Source organism: Mycetocola sp. BIGb0189 (assembly GCF_024810155.1).
Lineage (GTDB): Bacteria > Actinomycetota > Actinomycetes > Actinomycetales > Microbacteriaceae > Mycetocola > Mycetocola lacteus.
This window is the reverse complement of the sequence record NZ_JANUED010000001.1, coordinates 67,702-86,304: the sequence shown is the minus strand read 5'-3', so window position 1 is coordinate 86,304 and position 18,603 is coordinate 67,702. Positions and strand designations below refer to the sequence as shown.

General features: G+C 64.4%; 19 protein-coding genes. 3 read left to right on the top strand and 16 right to left on the bottom strand.

Annotated features, from left to right (window positions below; all coding sequences use genetic code 11):
• The first annotated feature begins 32 nt into the window (after nt 1-32).
• Complete coding sequence (locus M2390_RS00370) at nt 33-1,067, top strand: asparaginase (RefSeq protein WP_121688388.1); 1,035 nt, start codon at nt 33-35, stop codon at nt 1,065-1,067.
• A gap of 249 nt (nt 1,068-1,316) precedes the next feature.
• Here M2390_RS00370 and M2390_RS00365 read toward each other — a convergent pair whose 3' ends face one another.
• From M2390_RS00365 to M2390_RS00295, 15 genes are all read right to left on the bottom strand, one after another.
• The gene (locus M2390_RS00365) at nt 1,317-2,231 is read right to left on the bottom strand and encodes a PP2C family serine/threonine-protein phosphatase (protein WP_259176236.1); all 915 of its coding nucleotides are present in this window, start codon (nt 2,229-2,231) and stop codon (nt 1,317-1,319) included.
• A 180-nt stretch (nt 2,232-2,411) separates the two neighbouring features.
• Nucleotides 2,412-3,089 carry a hypothetical protein gene (locus tag M2390_RS00360; RefSeq protein WP_259176235.1) on the bottom strand — a complete coding sequence of 226 codons (678 nt, stop codon included), beginning with the start codon at nt 3,087-3,089 and terminating at the stop codon, nt 2,412-2,414.
• Between the two features lie 140 nt (nt 3,090-3,229).
• Nucleotides 3,230-4,252, bottom strand: coding sequence for an adenosine deaminase (gene add, locus M2390_RS00355; RefSeq protein WP_121688391.1), 1,023 nt, complete (start codon nt 4,250-4,252; stop codon nt 3,230-3,232).
• A 120-nt stretch (nt 4,253-4,372) separates the two neighbouring features.
• A complete protein-coding gene (yaaA, locus tag M2390_RS00350; RefSeq protein WP_259176233.1) occupies nt 4,373-5,140 on the bottom strand; it encodes a peroxide stress protein YaaA in 768 nt (255 codons plus the stop codon).
• 31 nt (nt 5,141-5,171) lie between these two features.
• The gene (locus M2390_RS00345; RefSeq protein ID WP_030142895.1) at nt 5,172-5,435 is read right to left on the bottom strand and encodes a F0F1 ATP synthase subunit epsilon; all 264 of its coding nucleotides are present in this window, start codon (nt 5,433-5,435) and stop codon (nt 5,172-5,174) included.
• A gap of 2 nt (nt 5,436-5,437) precedes the next feature.
• Nucleotides 5,438-6,886: a F0F1 ATP synthase subunit beta gene (atpD, locus tag M2390_RS00340; protein ID WP_259176232.1), complete on the bottom strand. Its 1,449-nt coding sequence runs from the start codon at nt 6,884-6,886 to the stop codon at nt 5,438-5,440.
• 31 nt (nt 6,887-6,917) lie between these two features.
• Nucleotides 6,918-7,814 (bottom strand): F0F1 ATP synthase subunit gamma, encoded by an 897-nt coding sequence (locus M2390_RS00335; protein WP_121688394.1) that lies wholly within the window; start codon nt 7,812-7,814, stop codon nt 6,918-6,920.
• 3 nt (nt 7,815-7,817) lie between these two features.
• Nucleotides 7,818-9,428, bottom strand: a complete 1,611-nt coding sequence (gene atpA / locus M2390_RS00330) for a F0F1 ATP synthase subunit alpha (RefSeq protein ID WP_259176231.1) — start codon at nt 9,426-9,428, stop codon at nt 7,818-7,820.
• A gap of 56 nt (nt 9,429-9,484) precedes the next feature.
• The gene (locus tag M2390_RS00325) at nt 9,485-10,279 is read right to left on the bottom strand and encodes a F0F1 ATP synthase subunit delta (RefSeq protein WP_259176230.1); all 795 of its coding nucleotides are present in this window, start codon (nt 10,277-10,279) and stop codon (nt 9,485-9,487) included.
• A gap of 4 nt (nt 10,280-10,283) precedes the next feature.
• On the bottom strand, nt 10,284-10,841 hold the full coding sequence (locus tag M2390_RS00320) for a F0F1 ATP synthase subunit B (protein ID WP_121688397.1): 558 nt from the start codon (nt 10,839-10,841) through the stop codon (nt 10,284-10,286).
• A gap of 30 nt (nt 10,842-10,871) precedes the next feature.
• Complete coding sequence (atpE, locus tag M2390_RS00315) at nt 10,872-11,108, bottom strand: ATP synthase F0 subunit C (protein ID WP_030142889.1); 237 nt, start codon at nt 11,106-11,108, stop codon at nt 10,872-10,874.
• A 45-nt stretch (nt 11,109-11,153) separates the two neighbouring features.
• A complete protein-coding gene (gene atpB, locus M2390_RS00310) occupies nt 11,154-11,894 on the bottom strand; it encodes a F0F1 ATP synthase subunit A (protein ID WP_121688513.1) in 741 nt (246 codons plus the stop codon).
• 429 nt (nt 11,895-12,323) lie between these two features.
• A complete protein-coding gene (locus M2390_RS00305; RefSeq protein WP_259176227.1) occupies nt 12,324-12,782 on the bottom strand; it encodes a hypothetical protein in 459 nt (152 codons plus the stop codon).
• A complete protein-coding gene (locus M2390_RS00300) occupies nt 12,779-14,059 on the bottom strand; it encodes an MraY family glycosyltransferase (protein ID WP_259176226.1) in 1,281 nt (426 codons plus the stop codon). The genes M2390_RS00305 and M2390_RS00300 overlap by 4 nt, the downstream gene beginning before the upstream one ends.
• A complete protein-coding gene (locus M2390_RS00295) occupies nt 14,056-14,883 on the bottom strand; it encodes an L-threonylcarbamoyladenylate synthase (RefSeq protein ID WP_259176224.1) in 828 nt (275 codons plus the stop codon). The genes M2390_RS00300 and M2390_RS00295 overlap by 4 nt, the downstream gene beginning before the upstream one ends.
• A 125-nt stretch (nt 14,884-15,008) precedes the next feature.
• Between M2390_RS00295 and M2390_RS00290 the strand changes: the two genes are divergently transcribed.
• Complete coding sequence (locus M2390_RS00290) at nt 15,009-15,668, top strand: hypothetical protein (RefSeq protein WP_043321247.1); 660 nt, start codon at nt 15,009-15,011, stop codon at nt 15,666-15,668.
• On the top strand, nt 15,668-17,650 hold the full coding sequence (locus tag M2390_RS00285; protein WP_259176220.1) for a YhgE/Pip domain-containing protein: 1,983 nt from the start codon (nt 15,668-15,670) through the stop codon (nt 17,648-17,650). Before M2390_RS00290 ends, M2390_RS00285 begins: the two co-directional genes overlap by 1 nt.
• 53 nt (nt 17,651-17,703) lie before the next feature.
• On the opposite strand, the gene prmC is transcribed toward M2390_RS00285, so the two are convergent.
• On the bottom strand, nt 17,704-18,600 hold the full coding sequence (prmC, locus tag M2390_RS00280; RefSeq protein ID WP_396822276.1) for a peptide chain release factor N(5)-glutamine methyltransferase: 897 nt from the start codon (nt 18,598-18,600) through the stop codon (nt 17,704-17,706).
• Nucleotides 18,601-18,603: the final 3 nt, after the last annotated feature.

Below are 18,603 nucleotides of genomic sequence, written 5' to 3'. Positions count from 1 at the left end.
CACGAGCCCGTCATCCCGGGTACGCTGGATCGGTGACTACTTCCGAAGCTGCCTCCCCGATTCGTGCCGAAACCTTTAGCGCCGCGCGCGCCGTCGAGTTGGCGCAGGTGGTGAGAAGCGGCTTTGTGGAGTCCCGTCATGCGGGCTCGGCGATCGTGCTCAACCAGCACGCCGAGGTGGTCCGCTCGATCGGGGATCCCGACGCACCGATCTTCCCCCGCTCTACCCTCAAGCCCTTCCAGGCGATCGCCATGATGAACGCCGGCGTGGGTCTGCGCTCGGCCGCCGCCGCGCTGGCCACCGCGAGCCATGCGGGCACCCAGCGCCACATTCAGGTAGTGCGCAGCATGATCGCCCAGGCGGGTCTGACCGAGGCCGCGCTGCAGTGCCCGCCCGCGCTGCCCCGCGATAACGCGACCCGGACCGAACTGCTTCGGGACAATGTCGAGCCGGCACCGATCTACATGGAGTGCTCGGGGAAGCACGCGGCAATGCTGCTGGCCTGCGCGCAGAATGGCTGGCCGGTGGAGAGCTATCTGGATCCCCAGCACCCGGTACAGCAGCAGGTGCGCGACGTGATTGAGCGTTTCTGTGGCGAGCGTCCGGTCGCTACCGGCGTGGATGGCTGCGGTGCCCCGGTCTTCGCAATTTCACTGGCCGGACTCGCCCGCGGTTACGCCCGGATTCGAACCTCCTCGGCCTCCTCCCCGTTCGCGCTGTACCGCAACGCGGGCATTCTGGTGGACGCGGTTCTCGCCGATGCCTGGGGCATCGATGGCCCGGGCCGCCCGGACACGATCATCGCCGACCGTCACGGTGCCTTCGCCAAGACCGGTGCCGAGGGTGTCATGGTGGTTTCGGCTCCCGATGGCACCACCGCGGCCGTGAAGATCCTTGACGGAAGCGCCCGGGCCGGTGCCCTGGTCGCGCTGACCCTGCTGGCCGATGCCGGCGCACTGGACCCCGCGGACGTCGCGGAAACCCTCACCCGGCTTCCGCTGCACCTCTCCGGCGGCGGCGCGGTCGTCGGCGACATCCGGGTCTCCCCGCTGATCGCGCGCCCGTAGCGGGGCAGCAGGCGCGTCCACGGGCAGCCGCCGGTGGATGTGCGACACGCGCCGGCGGTTCTGGTCGCAGTTCAGTCGTTTACGGTTGCGGCACAGTCGCTTGCGGTCGCGATTAGGCTCTCACCGTAGCCCAGTCGCTTGCAGTTGCGGCACAGTCGCTTGCGGTCGCGATTAGGCTCTCACCGTAGCCCAGTCGCTTGCAGTTGCAGCACAGTCGCTTGCGGTCGCGATTAGGCTCTCGCCGCGGTTTCAGTCGTTTGCGGTTGCGGTGACCGCGGGATTGGCCGCCGTAGCCGCGCTGGTTGCCTCGTCCGCAGGTGCCTGGGTCGAGACATCCGATGAGCTCGTGGGCGTATTCGGAGTCTCGGCGGCGACACTCGCATCATCGAGCAGCTCGTCGAATACGATGGCCGAGATGTTGTCCCGTCCACCGTTGCCGAGGGCGGCGGTGAACATGGCCAGCAGCGCATCGGCGGGGGTCTCTGAGGTTTCCAGGAAGTGCTGGATGCCGTAGTCGGTGAGTTCCTTGGTGAGCCCATCGGAACACACAACCCAGCGGGCACCGGGTGAGGTACGCACGGTCACGTAGTCGGGAATGGGATCCTCATTGAGTCCCACCGCCCGGGTAATGACGTTGCCGTGCGGGTGGTTTTCGGCTTCGGCGGGGCTGATCGCACCCGCGGAAAGCAGTTCTTGGACGATCGAATGATCGACGGTGATCTGGTCCAGGCGCCCCTCGGCAAGGCGGTAGACCCGCGAGTCGCCGATGTTGAGCACCGACCATTGGCTCTCGGCCGCACCGGCCCCGGCGTACACAACACCGGTGATGGTGGTTCCCGTGCCCAGCTCGGAGGGCCCGACGGCCTCGGCCATCTGATGCACCGCACCGCGGAGGGAATTTTCCAGGTTTTCCCGACTGACGGTTGCCCCACTGTCCAGGAGAGACCCGAGATGGTCAACAACGGCGGCCGAGGCGACCTCGCCGGCCTCGTGGCCACCCATTCCGTCGGCAACAACAAACAGCGGGAAGCGGGCGATCAGGGCGTCCTGATTGACCTCGCGCTTTCGACCGGTATCGGTTGCGCTCGCCCAGCGAATGATGAGGTCTGCGCCCTCGGTTCGGGGAACACGGTACGAGCCGCTATGCACGTCAAGCTCGCTCACGTGGATTCCTTTCGGCCAATTGTTCTCGCAACCGGCGACACATTGGCACCGAGTATTGTTTCCTCGTTCGATGAGTCTATCGAGGTTCAGCCCCGACGCGCGACTTTGAACCGGGCTAGGGTATGTCAGAAGGTACCGGTTTTGCTGAGAATTGGCCACCGACTCACCCCAAAGGGCGCTTTATCCATCGGGTGGTGCCTCGGTCGATATACCCAATCGCTGGACCGCCCGCGTCCCGGGCGCGGCCAAATAGTGTCCCCAGTGTGCCCCCGACACCACCAGTGCATCCCGCACCGTGTAGCCGGCGATCTCCGCATGGGTCAACACCTCGCCCACAAAATCTCGCCAGGGCAGCGAACTCGCGGCGCGGATCCGGCCAATCGACCGGTCGGTGTACACCACGGGCAGAATGGAGTCGGCGTGTGGGATGCGACAAAACACCCCGATCATCGCCCGGGCGCGATTGTCCAGGGCCCGCGCCCACTCCTGATCCGGATCCGCTGACCCGGTGGAATCTGTGGGCGGACCCGGCTCAACCTCCGGAGAATCTCCCGGACCCGTTTCGGCGCTCACAGGATCTCCCGGCCCTTTCTCGGCATCCGCGAGCTTTCGATGCTCGGCCTCGCCGGGGTCTCCCGATGCTGCGGAGGGGTCCCGCGCCGCCGCACCGAGAAGACCAAAGGCACCATCGTAGACATCAGTCTGCCCCGACCGACGGGGCAGATCGAAGCGGAGCAACCCGCAGGTGTGCCCCTCGGCGAAGGCGACCAGCAAGATACAGCGCCGCGGGGCAAACCCGAGGAGCCGAGGAAGCACGCGCAGAAAGGCGTCGGGCGTGTGTGCGTGAAAGATTTTCATGTCCACAGCCTCACCCGGAGCCGGCGTCCTCACGCCACCCGCTGCCCACTCTGTGGATAACTTAGGTGCCCTCCGGTCCTGTGGAAAACGCCCGCGGCTTCTCGAGGGGAGACGCAGGCGTTACACGGTGCCCGAGACGGCTAGGAGGCCGTGTGAGCGGCCACGTACGCGTCCACCTCGGCGAGGTAGGCGTCACGACGGAACGGGGTGAGCCAGGACGCCTCAAACGAGTTCCGGGCGAGCTGCGCGAGCTCCTCGATGCCCAGGTCGGCCTTCTCGGCCAGTGCCACGTAGTTATCGGCCACGTACCCACCGAAGTAGGCGGGGTCATCGCTGTTGATCGTGACCTTGAGACCGCGGCGCAGCAGCGCGACAATCTCATCGGACTTCATCTGGTCGGTCACAAACGAGTTGGAGATCGGGCAGGTGGTGAAGCCCAGCCCGCGTGCCTTGGCGGCCTCAACCAGCTCATCGTTCTCGACGATGTTGGTGCCGTGGTCGATCCGGTCCACCTGGATGTCTTCGATGACCTGGCGGATGTTCTCGATTGAACCCTCCTGGTCGATATCGCAGTGCATGGTCAGCAGGAATCCCTCGGCCTTGGCCCGGGCGAACACGGCGGCGAACTTGGCCGGCGGGTTGCCGCGCTCATCGGAGTCGAGCCCGAGGCCCAGGATCCAGTCCTTATAGGGCAGCGCCTCCATCAGGGTCGCCATCGCAAACTCGGCGGAGAAATCGCGCAGGATGCAGAGGATCAGTTCACCCTGGATACCAAACTCGGCGCGTGCCTCGATGATCGCCTGACGGTAACCGCCGATGACGTGCGCGAACGGGACACCCCGCGAGGTGTGGGCCTGCGGGTCGAAGAACATCTCGGCGTGCCGGGTCCCCTGGCTCGCGGCCTTCTTCAGGTAGGCGTAGGCGAGGTCACGGAAGTCCTCGGCGGTCTGCAGCACGCCCATGGCCGGGTAGTAGACCTGCAGGAAGCTGGTCAGATCGTGGAAGTTATAGGTCGCACGGACCTCCTCCACGGTCTTCTCGGCCAGCTCGATGCCGTTGCGGGCGGCGAGGGCGAACTTCAGTTCGGGTTCGAGGGTGCCCTCGAGGTGGAGGTGCAGTTCGGCCTTGGGTAGGCCGTGGGCGAAGGCGACAAGATCGGTCATGAAGCGGGCTCCTGGGTATGAGATGTGCGTGGGGGTTCCGGGACGCAACAAGCTCGGCATCCCGGACGCAGCCTCCAGTCTATTCCCCGGTAAATACCCAGGACGCGGCCCCTGCACGTCCTACCGCAGCTCCTCGAAGCGAATCTCACCGTCGGCAATCGATGCGGTGAAACCCTGCTCGGTCGCCCATTCGACAAACTGCGCGGCGTTGCGGCAGCCGGGACGGGTGGCCAGGAGCCGGGCCACCAACAGGCCCTTGGTCTTCTTATTGAAGTGGTTGAGGGCGTTGCCCGGCGTGCTCTGCCCGGGCGCGGGGGCGGCGACCACACGCAGATAGGCGTGATTGCCAGTGGGGGCCAGCGGTGAGAGCGCCGCATAGGCCTCCGAGCGCAGGTCCAGCACAAAGCCGTGCAGGGAGGCCAGGGCCGAAGCACCGGCGGCGGACCAGCGCTTCTTGAGCGTGGTCGGCGGCACCTTCCCGGTGGCCGAAAGTCGATAGTTGGGCAGCGGGTCCATCGCGCCCACCGGCCCGAACGGGGCCGACTGAATCAGAATGTGTGCGGCCGCCCAGGTGCGCTCGGCACGCGAGAGCGAGGGGGCCTCGATGGGGTCAAACAGCACCCCGGTGTAGCGCTCCAGCGCGGGCAGGCGCGGGGCGGATTCCAGCGCGGTGTTCAGCGCCACCTCCCCCGCCAGCCGGGCGCCGAGCTTCAGCGCGGCGGCAGCGGCCACCGGATCCGCACACAGCAGCTCCAGATCGGCCACCAGCTCCTGGCGGACGATCCCCAATTCGGGAAAACGCAGCCCCGAGTAGAGGTCGTCGTTAAACGACACCGCCCCCGGTTCATCCTGCCGCTTGGTCTCCGAAGGAGGCAGCAGAATAAACACGGGGGCGGGTCGTAGGGGTGAAGCGGGCGAACTAGCCGACGAGCGAGGCAGCGCCGGCGACGATGCTCACGGAGTTGTGCTCAACCGAGAGGAATCCACCGTCCGCCTGAGCAACGATCTTCTCGCCGTTTTCGAGGGTGATCCGAACCTCACCGTTGGCCAGGATGGCCAGCAGCGGCTCGTGACCGGCAAGAATACCGATCTGACCCTCGACGGTACGAGCAACGACCTGCTTCGCTTCGCCTGTCCACACCTCGTGGGAAGCCGAAACAACACTGACGGAAAGAACGGCCATGATTAGGCGTTGTCCTTCTGGATCTGAGCCCACTTGGCCTCAACGTCGTTGATACCACCGACGTTGAAGAAGGCCTGCTCGGCAACGTGGTCGAACTCACCCTTAGCGATTGCATCGAAGGACTCGATGGTCTCGCGCAGCGGCACGGTCGAACCCTCAACACCGGTGAACTTCTTCGCCATGTAGGTGTTCTGCGACAGGAACTGCTCGATACGACGTGCGCGCGACACGGTGATCTTGTCTTCCTCGGAGAGCTCGTCAACACCGAGGATCGCGATGATCTCCTGGAGTTCCTTGTTCTTCTGCAGGATCGACTTGACCGTGGTGGCCACGCGGTAGTGGTCCTCACCTAAGTAACGCGGGTCCATGATCCGCGAGGTCGAGGTCAGCGGGTCGATGGCCGGGTAGAGGCCCTTCGACGCGATTTCACGCGACAGCTCGGTGGTGGCGTCCAGGTGGGCGAAGGTGGTCGCCGGAGCCGGGTCGGTGTAGTCATCGGCCGGCACGTAGATCGCCTGCAGCGAGGTGATCGAGTGACCACGGGTCGAGGTGATGCGCTCCTGCAGGAGGCCCATCTCGTCCGCGAGGTTCGGCTGGTAACCCACGGCCGAAGGCATACGGCCCAGCAGGGTCGACACCTCCGAACCCGCCTGGGTGAATCGGAAGATGTTGTCGATGAAGAGCAGCACGTCCTGCTTCTGAACATCGCGGAAGTACTCCGCCATGGTCAGGGCCGACAGTGCAACGCGGAGACGGGTCCCCGGCGGCTCATCCATCTGGCCGAACACAAGCGCGGTCTTGTCGAACACGCCCGCTTCTTCCATCTCGTGGATCAGGTCGTTACCCTCACGGGTACGCTCACCCACACCGGCGAAGACCGACACACCACCGTGATCCTGCGCAACACGCTGGATCATCTCCTGGATCAGAACGGTCTTACCCACACCGGCACCACCGAACAGACCAATCTTTCCACCCTGTACGTAGGGGGTCAGCAGGTCGATCGACTTGATACCAGTCTCGAACAGCTGAGTCTTGGACTCGAGCTGGTCGAAGGGCGGCGGGGTGCGGTGGATGGGCCAGCGCTCGGTGACCTCGATCTGGTCACCGTTCAGGACCTCGCCCAGAACGTTGAACACCTTACCCTTGGTGACATCACCAACGGGTACGGAGATCGGCAGACCGGTGTCGGTAACCTCCTGGCCGCGGACGATACCGTCAGTCGGCTTCAGGGCGATGGCACGAACCAGGTCGTCACCCAGGTGCTGGGCGACCTCAAGGGTCAGGATGGTGGTCTCAGAACCGATCGTGATTTCGGTCTTCAGCGCGTTGTAGATCGCGGGGATCGCATCGTGCGGAAACTCGATGTCAACGACCGGGCCGGTGACGCGAGCGACACGACCGACAACGGCGGTCTGCTCGGTCGCCGTGGCATCGGCGGTGGTTGTCATAGCTTTCTTCTCTCTCGTTCTCGAAAAACTTCTAGGAGGACGCCAGGGCGTCTGCTCCACCGACGATTTCGGAGATCTGCTGGGTGATCTCCGCCTGACGTGCGTTGTTACGCAGTCGGGTGTAGTCGGTAATGAGCTTGTCGGCGTTATCGGAGGCGGACTTCATGGCCTTCTGGGTGGCGGCGTGCTTTGCGGCAGCCGACTGCAGGAGGGCGTTGAAGATCCGGCTCTCGATGTATACCGGGAGCAGGGCGTCCAGAACCGTCGCGGCGTCGGGCTCGAACTCGTACAGCGGGAGAACCTCGGACTTGTCCGGAGCCTCCACACCCTCAACAACCTCGAGCGGCAGCAGGCGCAGAACCTGAGGGGTCTGCGTCATCATGCTCACGAAGCGGTTGAAGACGAGGTGGATCTCGTCCACGCCACCGTCTGCCTCATCCTTCAGGAAGGACTCCAGCAGGGCCTCACCGATCTCCTTCGCCGCGGCGAAGGTCGGGTTCTCGGCCTCGCCAACCCACTGACCGGCCAGCGGCTGCTTGCGGAAGGTGAAGTTCGCAACGGCCTTACGTCCGTAAGCGAAGTGAATCACCTCTTTGCCCTCAGCGCGAAGCTCTTCGGTCAGGTCGTTGGCCTCCCGCAGAATCTGCGAGTTGAAGGCACCGGCGAGACCGCGGTCCGAGGTGAATACAACCACCGCGGCACGCTTGATCTCGGTGGGCTCCGTGGTGAGAACGTGCTCCACGTTGGAGTACGTTGCCACCGCGGAAACCGCACGGGTGATGGCCCGCGAGTACGGCCCGGAAGCCGCCACGCGCGCCTGCGCCTTCTGAATACGGGACGCGGCGATCAGCTCCATCGCCTTAGTGATCTTCTTGGTCGTCTGCGCAGACTTAATCTTCTGCGTGTAGACCCGGAGCTGTGCACCCATGGGTTAGCGACGTCCCTTGACGATCTTTTCCTGGTCGTTTTCCGCTTCGACTACCTCTGCGTCGTGCTCACCCTTGGCGATGAACTCCTTGGAGAAGGCGTCAACGGCGGCCGACAGTGCGTCACGAGTGTCGTCGTCAAGCACGTTGGTCTCGCGGAGGGTCGTCAGAACCTCGGTGTTGCGAGCCAGGTAGTCGTGCAGCTCCTTCTCGAAGCGCAGAACGTCCTCCACCGGAACGGTGTCGAACTTGCCGTTGGTACCGGCCCAGATCGAAACGACCTGGTTCTCGACCGGCATCGGCGAGTACTGCGGCTGCTTGAGCAGCTCGGTCAGGCGTGCACCACGGGCCAGCTGACGACGGCTAGCGGCGTCCAGGTCCGAAGCGAACATTGCGAAGGCTTCCAGCGAACGGTACTGAGCCAGCTCGAGCTTGAGGGTACCGGAGACCTTCTTGATCGACTTGACCTGAGCGTCACCACCCACACGGGACACGGAGATACCCACGTCCACTGCCGGGCGCTGGTTCGCGTTGAACAGGTCCGACTGGAGGAAGATCTGACCGTCGGTGATCGAGATCACGTTGGTCGGGATGTATGCGGAGACGTCGTTTGCCTTGGTCTCGATGATCGGCAGACCGGTCATCGAACCGGCACCCAGCTCGTCGGAGAGCTTGGCGCAACGCTCAAGCAGACGGGAGTGCAGGTAGAAGACGTCACCCGGGTAAGCCTCACGCCCCGGCGGACGGCGCAGCAGCAGCGACACGGCACGGTAGGCCTCGGCCTGCTTGGAGAGGTCATCGAACACGATGAGGACGTGCTTGCCGTCGTACATCCAGTGCTGACCAATGGCCGAACCGGTGTACGGAGCGAGGTACTTGAAACCTGCGGGGTCGGATGCGGGGGACGCCACGATGGTGGTGTACTCCAGCGCGCCGGCCTCTTCCAGGGCACCCTTCACCGAGGCGATGGTGGAGCCCTTCTGGCCGATTGCTACGTAGATGCAGCGAACCTGCTTCGAGGGGTCACCGGTTGCCCAGTTGTCCTTCTGGTTGATGATGGTGTCGATCGCGATTGCGGTCTTACCGGTCTGACGGTCACCAATGATCAGCTGACGCTGACCGCGACCGACGGGGATCATGGCGTCAATAGCCTTGATACCGGTCATCATGGGCTCGTGCACGCTCTTACGCTGCATCACGCCGGGAGCCTGGAGCTCGAGGGCGCGGACACCGTCGGTAGCGATCTCGCCGAGACCGTCAATGGGGTTACCCAGCGGGTCAACAACGCGACCCAGGTAGCCGTCACCAACCGGAACGGAGAGAACCTCACCGGTGCGAGTGACCTCGAGGCCCTCGACGATGCCGCCGAACTCACCGAGAACAACAACACCAATCTCGTTTTCGTCGAGGTTCTGGGCGAGACCAAGCGTGCCATCCGCGAAACGGATGAGCTCGTTAGCCATTACGCCCGGGAGGCCCTCAACGTGAGCGATGCCGTCCGCGGCGTCAACCACGTGGCCCACCTCGGTCTTGGAGGCCGAGCCGGGCTCGTATGCCGATACGAAGTCCTTGAGAGCATCACGGATCTCGTCGGGGCTGATCGTAAGTTCTGCCATCTTCTTCCCTATCTGTGCGGAGACGATAAGGTCTCCTGCGAATTTGTCTGGCTGTGCTAGCCAGCAAGCTGAAGTCGGAGTTCCGACAGTCGCGTCGAAACGCTTCCGTCGAACACGTCGTCGCCGATCTGAACCCGGAGGCCACCAATGATGGTCGGGTCAATGATCTTGTTCACCCGAAGGCTGCGACCATACTGTGCGCTGAGGCTGGCGGAGAGCCGCTCAACCTGGGCGTCACTCAGCGGAACGGCGCTGGTCACGGTGGCGATGGCGAAGCCCTGCTGATCGGCGACCGTAGCGGCCGCGGTACGCAGCAGCTCACGGATCCGACGACCACGGGGCTGAGCCACAAGGTGCTCCACGATGGCCACGGTCTGCGGGAGAGCCTTGCCCTCAAGCAGCTTGGTGACCACTGCGGCCTTGTCCTTTGCCGTACCCAGCTTGGAGCCGAGTGCGAGTTCCAGCTCGGCGTCCGAGGCCACGACCTGACCGAACTCAAAGAGTTCGCTCGTGATCGGGGCCTCGGCACCGGCCGAAACGGCGGCGGCACGGAGCCCGAGGTCTTCGATGCCCTCGAGCAGGTCCACCGAGGTGGACCAGCGCTGCGAAACAACGGAGTTCACCAGACCGAGGGTCGTGGCGCTCACCGCCTTCGCGAAGATGCGCTCCGTAGCCGCTACCTTGACCGCGGCTTCGGCAGCCGGGTCCGCGAGCAGCGCGCGCAGCTGGGCACTGGAATCAATTGCACGACCCACCGCGAACAGCTCGGTGGCCGTGTTCTGGTCCACCACGCTGGTCGCCTGCAGTGCCTGCGTTCCTGCGGCGAGTGCTTCTCTGGTTGCGCTACCCATTGTGTTAGTTCTTTCCTACGGTCGAGGCCGGAGCGGCCTCGAGGTCGGCGAGGAAGCGGTCGACCAGGCCTGCGGCCTTCTTGTCGTCGCTCAGGCTCTCCCCGATCACGTTGCCGGCCAGGTCCAGAGCCAGGGTTCCCACCTCGGTGCGCAGCGAGACCAGGGCGCTCTGACGCTCTGCCTCGATCTGTGCGTTGGCGGTAGCGGTGATCCGCGACGCCTCGGTGGTAGCCAGGTCACGAGCCTCGGCCACGATCTGCTTGCCATCCTCACGGGCGGCTTCACGGATTTCTCCAGCCTCCACACGAGCCTCGGCCAGCTGAGCCGTGTACTTCTCCAGTGCTGCCTCTGCCTCACGCTGGGCCTCGTCGGCCTTAGCGATGTTGCCCTCGATGGCAGCCGAACGCTCGTCGAGCATTGCCTGCATCTTGGGGAGGAAGACCTTCCAGAACGCAATCAGGATGATGATGAAGCAGACGGACGACCAGACGATGTCGTACGGGGCAGGAAGCATCGGGTTAGGCGTGGCCTCACCCGAAGCTAAAACTGCTGCATGAAGCATGATGCCTCCTTATTGTCTGCGAGGGGGTGATTAACCCTGGAAGATGAAGTAGGTAGCGATACCGATGAAGGCCAGGGCCTCGGTAAAGGCGATACCAATCCACATCAGAACCTGGAGCTTCGACTGCAGCTCGGGCTGACGTGCGACACCCTCGATGGTCTTACCAACGACGATACCCACACCGATGGCCGGGCCGATAGCAGCGAGACCGTAACCAACGGTTCCGATGTTTCCAGAGATGTCAGCGAGAACGGTAGTTGCGTCCACGAGTGTTTCCTTCCGTGATGGTGAGCAGGCGTTTGCCGTACTCGGTTAGTGTTCGTCCGCTACTGCCAGCTGAATGTAGACAGCAGTCAGCAGCGTGAAGACGTAAGCCTGGAGCACTGCAACCAGGATTTCGAACAGGGTGAAAGCAAAGCCGAATGCCAGGCTTCCGATGCCGAGCAGCGGCCAGAGGCCACCCGCAGCAAAAATGAAGAACTGCGTGGCTGCAAAGAACAGCACCAGCAGAAGGTGACCAACGACCATGTTCATCATCAGTCGAAGGGTCAGGGTGACCGGTCGAATAACGAAGGTCGAGACGAGCTCGATCGGGGTCACAATGATGTAGACCGGCCACGGAACCCCTGCGGGGAACAGCGAGTTCTTGAAGAACTTCTTCGGGCTCTTCTTGATACCGGCATAGATGAAGGTGATGTAAGACACCAGGGCAAGAACCAACGGGACACCGATAACCGAAGTACCGGCGATGTTGAGGAACGGAATGACTCCCGTGATGTTCAGGAACAGAACCATAAAGAAGATGGTTGTGAGGATCGGCAGGAAGCGCTTGGCGTCCTTTTTGCCGAGGAGGTCCTCGCCAATGTTGACTCGAACGAGGTCGAGTCCCATCTCGATCAGGCTCTGGAAGCGACCCGGGACGACTCGCATCCGGCGGGTGCCGATCCAGAACAAAATAAGAAGAGCGGCGACAGCGATGAAACGCACCATCATGATGCGGTTGATCGCGAACGGAGTTCCGTCAAAGAGGAAGACCTCTGGGAAGAACTCCATGATGGACGGCGCGTGGAAACCGTCTTCGTTTCCGGTCGGGACCAGCAGGTGCACAGCGTTTACTATCAGCGCTATCTCCTGTTTCGGGCGGGGAGCTCAGCTCTCGCGACGACGAATGTTTGGACGCCCCACCCGGGCACGCAGAAAAACTGCACACTTCAGCTGGGGAACTTCAGTTAGCCTATCAAATTTTTGCCCCCCATTACGCCCGCAAGCTTGTTAAATCCACCGAATTTCTTGCGGATACGGTGTGGAAAACCACAATCGGCGAGGCGCAGGTGTAAAAGCACTCCCCCGGCACGCCGCATTCCAGCCGATTTGGCGTGGTGCGGTGTCGCATTAAAGCAGGCGGACCGCGGTTTCCCGCGGCCCGTCTTGAGGGTTGCTCAGCGCCTACACCCGATGGCTGTGGCGCGTCCGAATGTGCGCTCAGGAAGCGGGTGCATCATCCGGGTCGACGTACTTGGGCAGCTCGATGTCGCTGACCGCGGGCAGACGCCCCTTGGCCACGGCGACGCAGTCCACCACCAGGGTTCCGATGACCCCGACGATCAGGCACAGCAGCAGCACGGTCTTGTTGATCCAGTCGGCACCGGAGAGGTTCCAGGCGAGGATCAGGAACAGGACAAACTTCACGATCCATCCACCCATCACCACACCGAAGAAGATCGGTACGTACAGGTCGGACTTGGAATAGCGGTTGGCGATCAGGATCGATGCGACGGTGATGCCCAGGAAGACAGCGGCCATCGCGGTGCCGATCAGCGCCGAAATCACGCCGCGGGAACCATCCACCCGCCCGCCGATGACACCGCCGACGATGGCGATGGCCAGCGCGAGCAGCCCACCCCAGATCAGGCTTTTTTTGAAGATCGGGTTGGCATTCATGCGTGGGGGTCCTTTGCTGCGGGGGTCTGGGGGTGTTCGGGGAGGGTGGCTCCCTGGGGCGCAGGGGTGTCGTCCCTGTGCTTGGGACGACGGAAGGGTTCGGGGGCGATCGGAACGCCGGCCTCGCGGGCCTCGCGCACCTCCACGCTGCGATCACGCCAGCGGTTGAGGCGCGGGGCGAAGGTCCACAGGGTACAGCCGATCACGCCCACGGTCAGGAAGGTCAGCGCGATCCAGCTCGGCGAGACAACAAACGCGATCAGGCAGGAGGCGGAGATCACCGCGGTCCAGGCGTAGAACACCAGCACGGCCTGCAGATGGCTGTGACCCATGTCCAGCAGTCGGTGGTGCAGGTGCTTGCGGTCGGCGGTAAACGGCGAGGTTCCTGCCGCCGTGCGCCGGAAGACCGCGAGGAAGAAGTCCAGCAGCGGGACCACCAGAATCGCGACCGGCAGGATGATCGGGATGAACGCACCGATCAGCTGGCTCCGACCAAACAGCGCGGTGTCCTGGCCGACGCCGAGCGCCGAAGGGTCGATCTGACCGGTAATGGCCACGGCCGAGGTGGCCATCAGCAGACCCAACAGCAGCGCTCCGGCATCGCCCATGAACATCTTCGCCGGGTGCCAGTTCATCGGCAGGAAGCCCGCGCAGATACCCACCAGGATCGCCGAGAGCAGCAGCGGCAGGTTGAAGAATGAAGTTTGACCCATCGAGCGCACCAGCAGGTAGCCATAGATCAGGAACGCGCCGTTGGCGATCAGGCCCACGCCGGCGACCAGGCCGTCGAGCCCGTCGATGAAGTTCACCGCGTTCATGATCAGCACCAGGGTGAACGTGGTGAGGACAAACGATGCCTGGCTTGAGCCCACGGTCAGGCCACCAATGGGCAGCGAGTAGAACTGAACCCCACTGAAGGCGATGATTCCGGCCGCGACAAACTGCGCGGCGAGCTTGATCATCCAGTCCAGATCGATTAGGTCATCCAGGACGCCGATGATCACGATCAGCCCCGCCGCACCCAAAACCGCCCAGAGCTGGCCGGGCGCATCGGCGAATGTTTGGGCGAGGAATGGGTTCGTGGACGCGTAAATAAACGCGACGATCACGCCCAGGAACATCGCTACGCCACCCAGGCGCGGGGTGGGTCTGGTGTGAACGTCTCGCTCGCGGATCTCCGGATACAGCTTGTATTTCAAAGCCACCCGGTAGACCACCCGGGATAACAGCCAGGTGACGACCGCGGTGATCGCCGCGACGAGAACGTACTGAATCATCCGCCGGCACCGGCTTCGGGCTCGGCGGACGCGCCGGCGGCGTCCTCGGACGGAGTGGACTCGGCTGCGGCAGCCTCGGACGGAGTGGACTCGGCTGCGGCAGCCTCGGACGGAGTGGACTCGGCGGCAGCCTCGGACGCTGCGGCCTCGGTCCGTGCGGCCTCGTCATCCTCGGCCAGGAGGTCGCCCAGGATTCCGCGCAGCTGCTCACGGCTGATCGCGCCGTCGCGCAGGACGTGCACCTTGCCGCCGGGACCCGACAGACGCGAGGCGTCGATGATCGTGGAGGCGGTCTGTCCCACCGGGCCGCCATCGAGGTAGATGTGGACCGAGGTACCCAGCATCAGCTCGGCATCGGCGGCACTGGTAGCGGAGGGCAGGCCGGTCAGGTTCGCCGAAGATACGGCGAGCGGACCGGTCTCGCGCAGCAGTGCGAGGGCGATCGGGTTATCCGGCATGCGGACGGCCACGGTTCCGTGGGTGTCACCCAGATCCCAGGCCAGGGACGGCTGTGCATTGAGGACGATGGTGAGTCCGCCTGGCCAGAAGGCGGCCACCAGCTCGGTCACGATCGCCGGCACGCTCTCGGCCAGCGCATGCAGCGTTCCCACATCGGCCACCAGGACGGGTGGCGGCTGCTGACGGCCGCGGCCCTTGGCCGCGAGCAGCGCGCGCACGGCCGCCGGGGAAAAGGCGTCGGCGGCAACACCGTAGACGGTGTCGGTGGGAATAACCACAAGCTCTCCTCGGCCGAGGGAGGATGCGGCAAGCTTCAGGCCGGTAACGAGTTGAGCGCTCTCTGCGCAGTCATAAATGCGGGACATTATGAACAGATTCTATCCCGGGAGACAATCCTGTTCTTCGAATCTGCCCGGAGCCGGGTCATTTTGCATCATGTGTGTATAAATGAGCGCAGAATGGAGTGCATACAAAACACAAAGGATCCTGCATGAGAATCGAACTTCGCCAGGTTACTAAGGGGAAGAACGGCTCGGCTCTCCCGGAGACAAGCCTTCAGCTTCAAACCGGTGCCGCCACCTTCGCCCGCGCCGAAACGGAGCAGCGCCCCACCGTTTTGGGGCTGATCGCCTCGGGCCGAATGCGCCCGGACAGCGGCACGGTCCTGATCGACGGACAGGTTGACGCCTCGCGGATTCGACGCGAGATCGCCCTGGTCGACGCGCCGATCGTCAGCGAACCCGCAGGAAACGTGGCGGTTTCTCAGGTGGTAGCCGAGGAACTCATGTTCGCCGGCCTCAAGAGCCACCCGATCGCCGTGGCACGCACCCTGGATGAAATGGGTCTGCGTGACCGTTCGAGCACGGACATGGCCGATCTGGCCCCGACCGATCGAATCCGCATGCTGACCGAACTTGCCGCGCGCCGCCCCGAGGTCCGCGGCATCGTTTTGGTCTCCCCCGACCGTCACGGCGGGGATCCCGAGGCCTGGTGGCGGATCGCCCGTGAGCTCGCGGCCCGCGACCTCGCCGTGCTGGTGATCGCCGGCGTCGCCGCCCACACCGCCATTTCCTCGACCCGCGAAATCGAACCCCTGGCCGATGTGCCCTCGGATTCCGCGACCCTCTTCAACCTGGAAGGCCTCGCCTGATGCTCAAGATAATCGCCATGATCCGTGCCGAGTTCGCTCGGCTCTGGGCCACGCGGATGTCGCGGCTGGCCTTTCTCGCGCTGATGATCGTGCCGCTGCTCTACGGCGGCCTGTACCTCTGGGCAAACCAGAACCCCTATGACCGTCTGGACCGGATCCCGGTGGCGCTCGTGGTCTCGGATACCGGAACCACCCAGAACGGCAAGGAAACCAACTTCGGTCACGATGTAGCCAAGCAGCTGGTCAAGGACGGCACCTTCGCCTGGAAGCAGGTCAGTGCCGCCGAGGCCAAGGCCGGCGTGAAGGACGGCGAGTTTGATTTCTCGCTGACCCTGCCGGAGAAGTTCTCCGAGGATCTGGCTTCCTCGCAGACCGATTCACCGCGTCAGGCCGAGGTCATCCTGACCACCAACGACGCCAACAGCTACCTGGCCACCACGATCGGTACGCAGGCGGCCAAGACCGTGCAGACCCAGATCGTGGCCACGGTGAATAAGCAGGCGGCGCAGACCTTCCTCGACGCCCTCTCCAAGATCCGTGGCAACCTGGTGGAGGCCGCCGACGGCGGTACCAAGCTCACCGACGGTGCCAAGACCGCCCTGGATGGTGCGAGTGCACTGACCTCGGGTGCCGAACAGGCGCGCGACGGTGCCGGGCAGCTGGGAACGGGTCTGAACTCGCTCCGCGACGGGTCGCAGACCCTCGCCGGAGGCCTCGACACCCTGCGCAACCAGACCGCGTCCCTGCCGGGTCAGTCCCAGCAGCTCGCCGACGGTGCCGCCAAGGTCGCCGCCGGAAACGCCCAGTTTGCCCAGGTCGGCAACGAGCTGGCCCAGGGATCGAGCCAGCTGGTGGAGCAGATTCCGGAGGTCTCGGCCAAGATTCAGGATCAGCTTACGAAAGCCGGGGTCCCGCAGGACACCATCAACAGCGTGCTGGCCAACCTCAAGCCCGTCGGCGATGCGGCCACCCAGACCAATGCCAAGGTCCAGGCTGCCGTGGGCCAGCTCAACCAGCTGAGCGCCGGAGCCGCCGCCGTGGCCTCGGGCAGCAAGGCCCTGGCCGACGCGACCCCGCAGCTCACCAACGGCATCAACCAGCTGGCCACGGGTGCCGGTACCCTGCGCGATGGTGCCTCGACCGCGGCCACCGCGGCCGGCACCCTGCACGAGGGCCTTGGGACCCTGACCGACAAGCTCGGTGAGCTTGGCGGAGGACTCGACACCATCCACGGCGGCCTCGGAACCCTGACCAACGGCCTGAGCGACGGTTTCAAGCAGATCCCCGAGACCACCGTTACCCTGCGCAACGATCAGGCCACCAACATCTCCAACCCGGTCAACCTGCACTCCAGCGCGGTCACCAGTGCCGGCACCTACGGTGCGGGTCTGGCACCGTTCTTTGTGAGCCTTGCCGCCTGGATCGGCATTTACGCGCTGTTCCTGATCCTGAAGCCCTTCTCGCGTCGCGCAATCACCGCGCTGCACTCCCCGATCAAGATCACCCTGGCCGGGTGGGCGACGCCGGCCATCCTCGGTGCCGTCCAGATGATCGCGCTGTTTGGGATCGTGGCCGGAACCCTGGGCTTCCAGGTCTCCAACCCGGTCGGGGCGTACGGCATGATGGCGCTGGCCTCGGTCACGTTTGCGGCGATCATCCTGGCGCTGAACGTCTGGCTGGGTTCGGTGGGTCAGTTCCTGGGCCTGGTGCTGATGGTGATCCAGCTGGTCACCGCCGGCGGCACCTTCCCCTGGCAAACCCTGCCCGCACCGCTCGCGGCGCTCCACCACTTCCTCCCGATGTCCTTCGCGGTGGACGGAATGCGGCAGCTCATGTACGGCGGTGACCTGGCCGCCGCCGGAAACGATGCGATCGTGCTCACGCTGATCCTGCTGGGGGCGCTGGTAGTCTCGGCCATCGGCGTGACGCGGATGACACACTTCCGCACGCTGCGCGACCTTCAGCCCAGCCTGATCGGCTAGGTCCCGGCACACAAAAACGGCATGCCCCGCGGGGCATGCCGTTTTTGTGTGCGCTAGCGGACCGCGGTGGTGACCCGGTCGCGCAGGGTGAAGTCGGGGAAGGTCGCCGGGGCACGCCAGCCGTCGGCTGCGAGGATCGCGCGGATCGCCTCGCCCTGCAGCTCGCCGTGCTCGAGGATCAGGGTGCCGCCCGGACGCACCAGGTCCAGGCCACGGCGAGAGATCGTACGCACCAGGTCCAGGCCGTCTTCCCCGCCGTAGAGCGCGGTGGGCGGGTCGTACTCGCGCACCTCGATATCGCGTGGGATTGCCCGTGCCGGAATATAAGGCGGGTTGGAAATGAGGACCGCAACCGATCCATGCAGTTCGGTGAATGCCTCGGCCATGTCCCCCAGGGTCAGGGTCGCGTTCTCGGCCCCGATCTTCTCGAAGTTACGGGCGGCCCAGGCGTGGGCCGCGGGAATCTTCTCGAGCGCAAACACCCGGGCGTTGGGCACCTCGGTGGCCATGGCCAGGGCGATGGCCCCCGAGCCGGTGCCCAGATCGATCGCGATGGGTTCGGCATCGGGCAGGATCCGCAGGGCGTCAATCGCGTACTGCACGACCTGCTCGGTCTCCGGCCGCGGCACAAATACGCCCGGTCCGACCAGCAGCTCCATCGAGCGGAACGGCGCCGTACCCAGGATGTGCTGCAGCGGCTCCCGTAACACACGCCGAGCAACCAGCGGTTCGAGGGTTTCGGCGTCCTCGGGGGCGAGGGTGCGGTCCAGGATGATCGCACTCTGGATCTCCCCGCGACCGGCATCCAGCACGTGCCCCAGCAGGAGTTCCGCGTCAATGCGGGCATCGGCGATACCGGCGGCGGCGAGTCTGGCCTCAATCTGGTCGCGCACGAGGCCAAGCGGGCTCGGCGTGGCGGCGGATTCGGCGGGCTGTTGGGTCTCGGTCACGGC

Bases quoted from the DNA above. Each gene is read 5' to 3' on its own strand.
- M2390_RS00360 (WP_259176235.1), bottom strand. From the start codon at position 3,089: ATGAAAATCTTTCACGCACACACGCCCGACGCCTTTCTGCGCGTGCTT.
- M2390_RS00305 (WP_259176227.1), bottom strand. From the start codon at position 12,782: ATGAATGCCAACCCGATCTTCAAAAAAAGCCTGATCTGGGGTGGGCTG.
- M2390_RS00345 (WP_030142895.1), bottom strand. From the start codon at position 5,435: ATGGCCGTTCTTTCCGTCAGTGTTGTTTCGGCTTCCCACGAGGTGTGG.
- M2390_RS00335 (WP_121688394.1), bottom strand. From the start codon at position 7,814: ATGGGTGCACAGCTCCGGGTCTACACGCAGAAGATTAAGTCTGCGCAG.
- M2390_RS00295 (WP_259176224.1), bottom strand. From the start codon at position 14,883: ATGTCCCGCATTTATGACTGCGCAGAGAGCGCTCAACTCGTTACCGGC.
- M2390_RS00320 (WP_121688397.1), bottom strand. From the start codon at position 10,841: ATGCTTCATGCAGCAGTTTTAGCTTCGGGTGAGGCCACGCCTAACCCG.
- M2390_RS00290 (WP_043321247.1), top strand. From the start codon at position 15,009: ATGAGAATCGAACTTCGCCAGGTTACTAAGGGGAAGAACGGCTCGGCT.
- M2390_RS00325 (WP_259176230.1), bottom strand. From the start codon at position 10,279: ATGGGTAGCGCAACCAGAGAAGCACTCGCCGCAGGAACGCAGGCACTG.
- atpB (WP_121688513.1), bottom strand. From the start codon at position 11,894: ATGGAGTTCTTCCCAGAGGTCTTCCTCTTTGACGGAACTCCGTTCGCG.
- M2390_RS00300 (WP_259176226.1), bottom strand. From the start codon at position 14,059: ATGATTCAGTACGTTCTCGTCGCGGCGATCACCGCGGTCGTCACCTGG.
- M2390_RS00285 (WP_259176220.1), top strand. From the start codon at position 15,668: ATGCTCAAGATAATCGCCATGATCCGTGCCGAGTTCGCTCGGCTCTGG.
- add (WP_121688391.1), bottom strand. From the start codon at position 4,252: ATGACCGATCTTGTCGCCTTCGCCCACGGCCTACCCAAGGCCGAACTG.
- atpD (WP_259176232.1), bottom strand. From the start codon at position 6,886: ATGACAACCACCGCCGATGCCACGGCGACCGAGCAGACCGCCGTTGTC.
- atpA (WP_259176231.1), bottom strand. From the start codon at position 9,428: ATGGCAGAACTTACGATCAGCCCCGACGAGATCCGTGATGCTCTCAAG.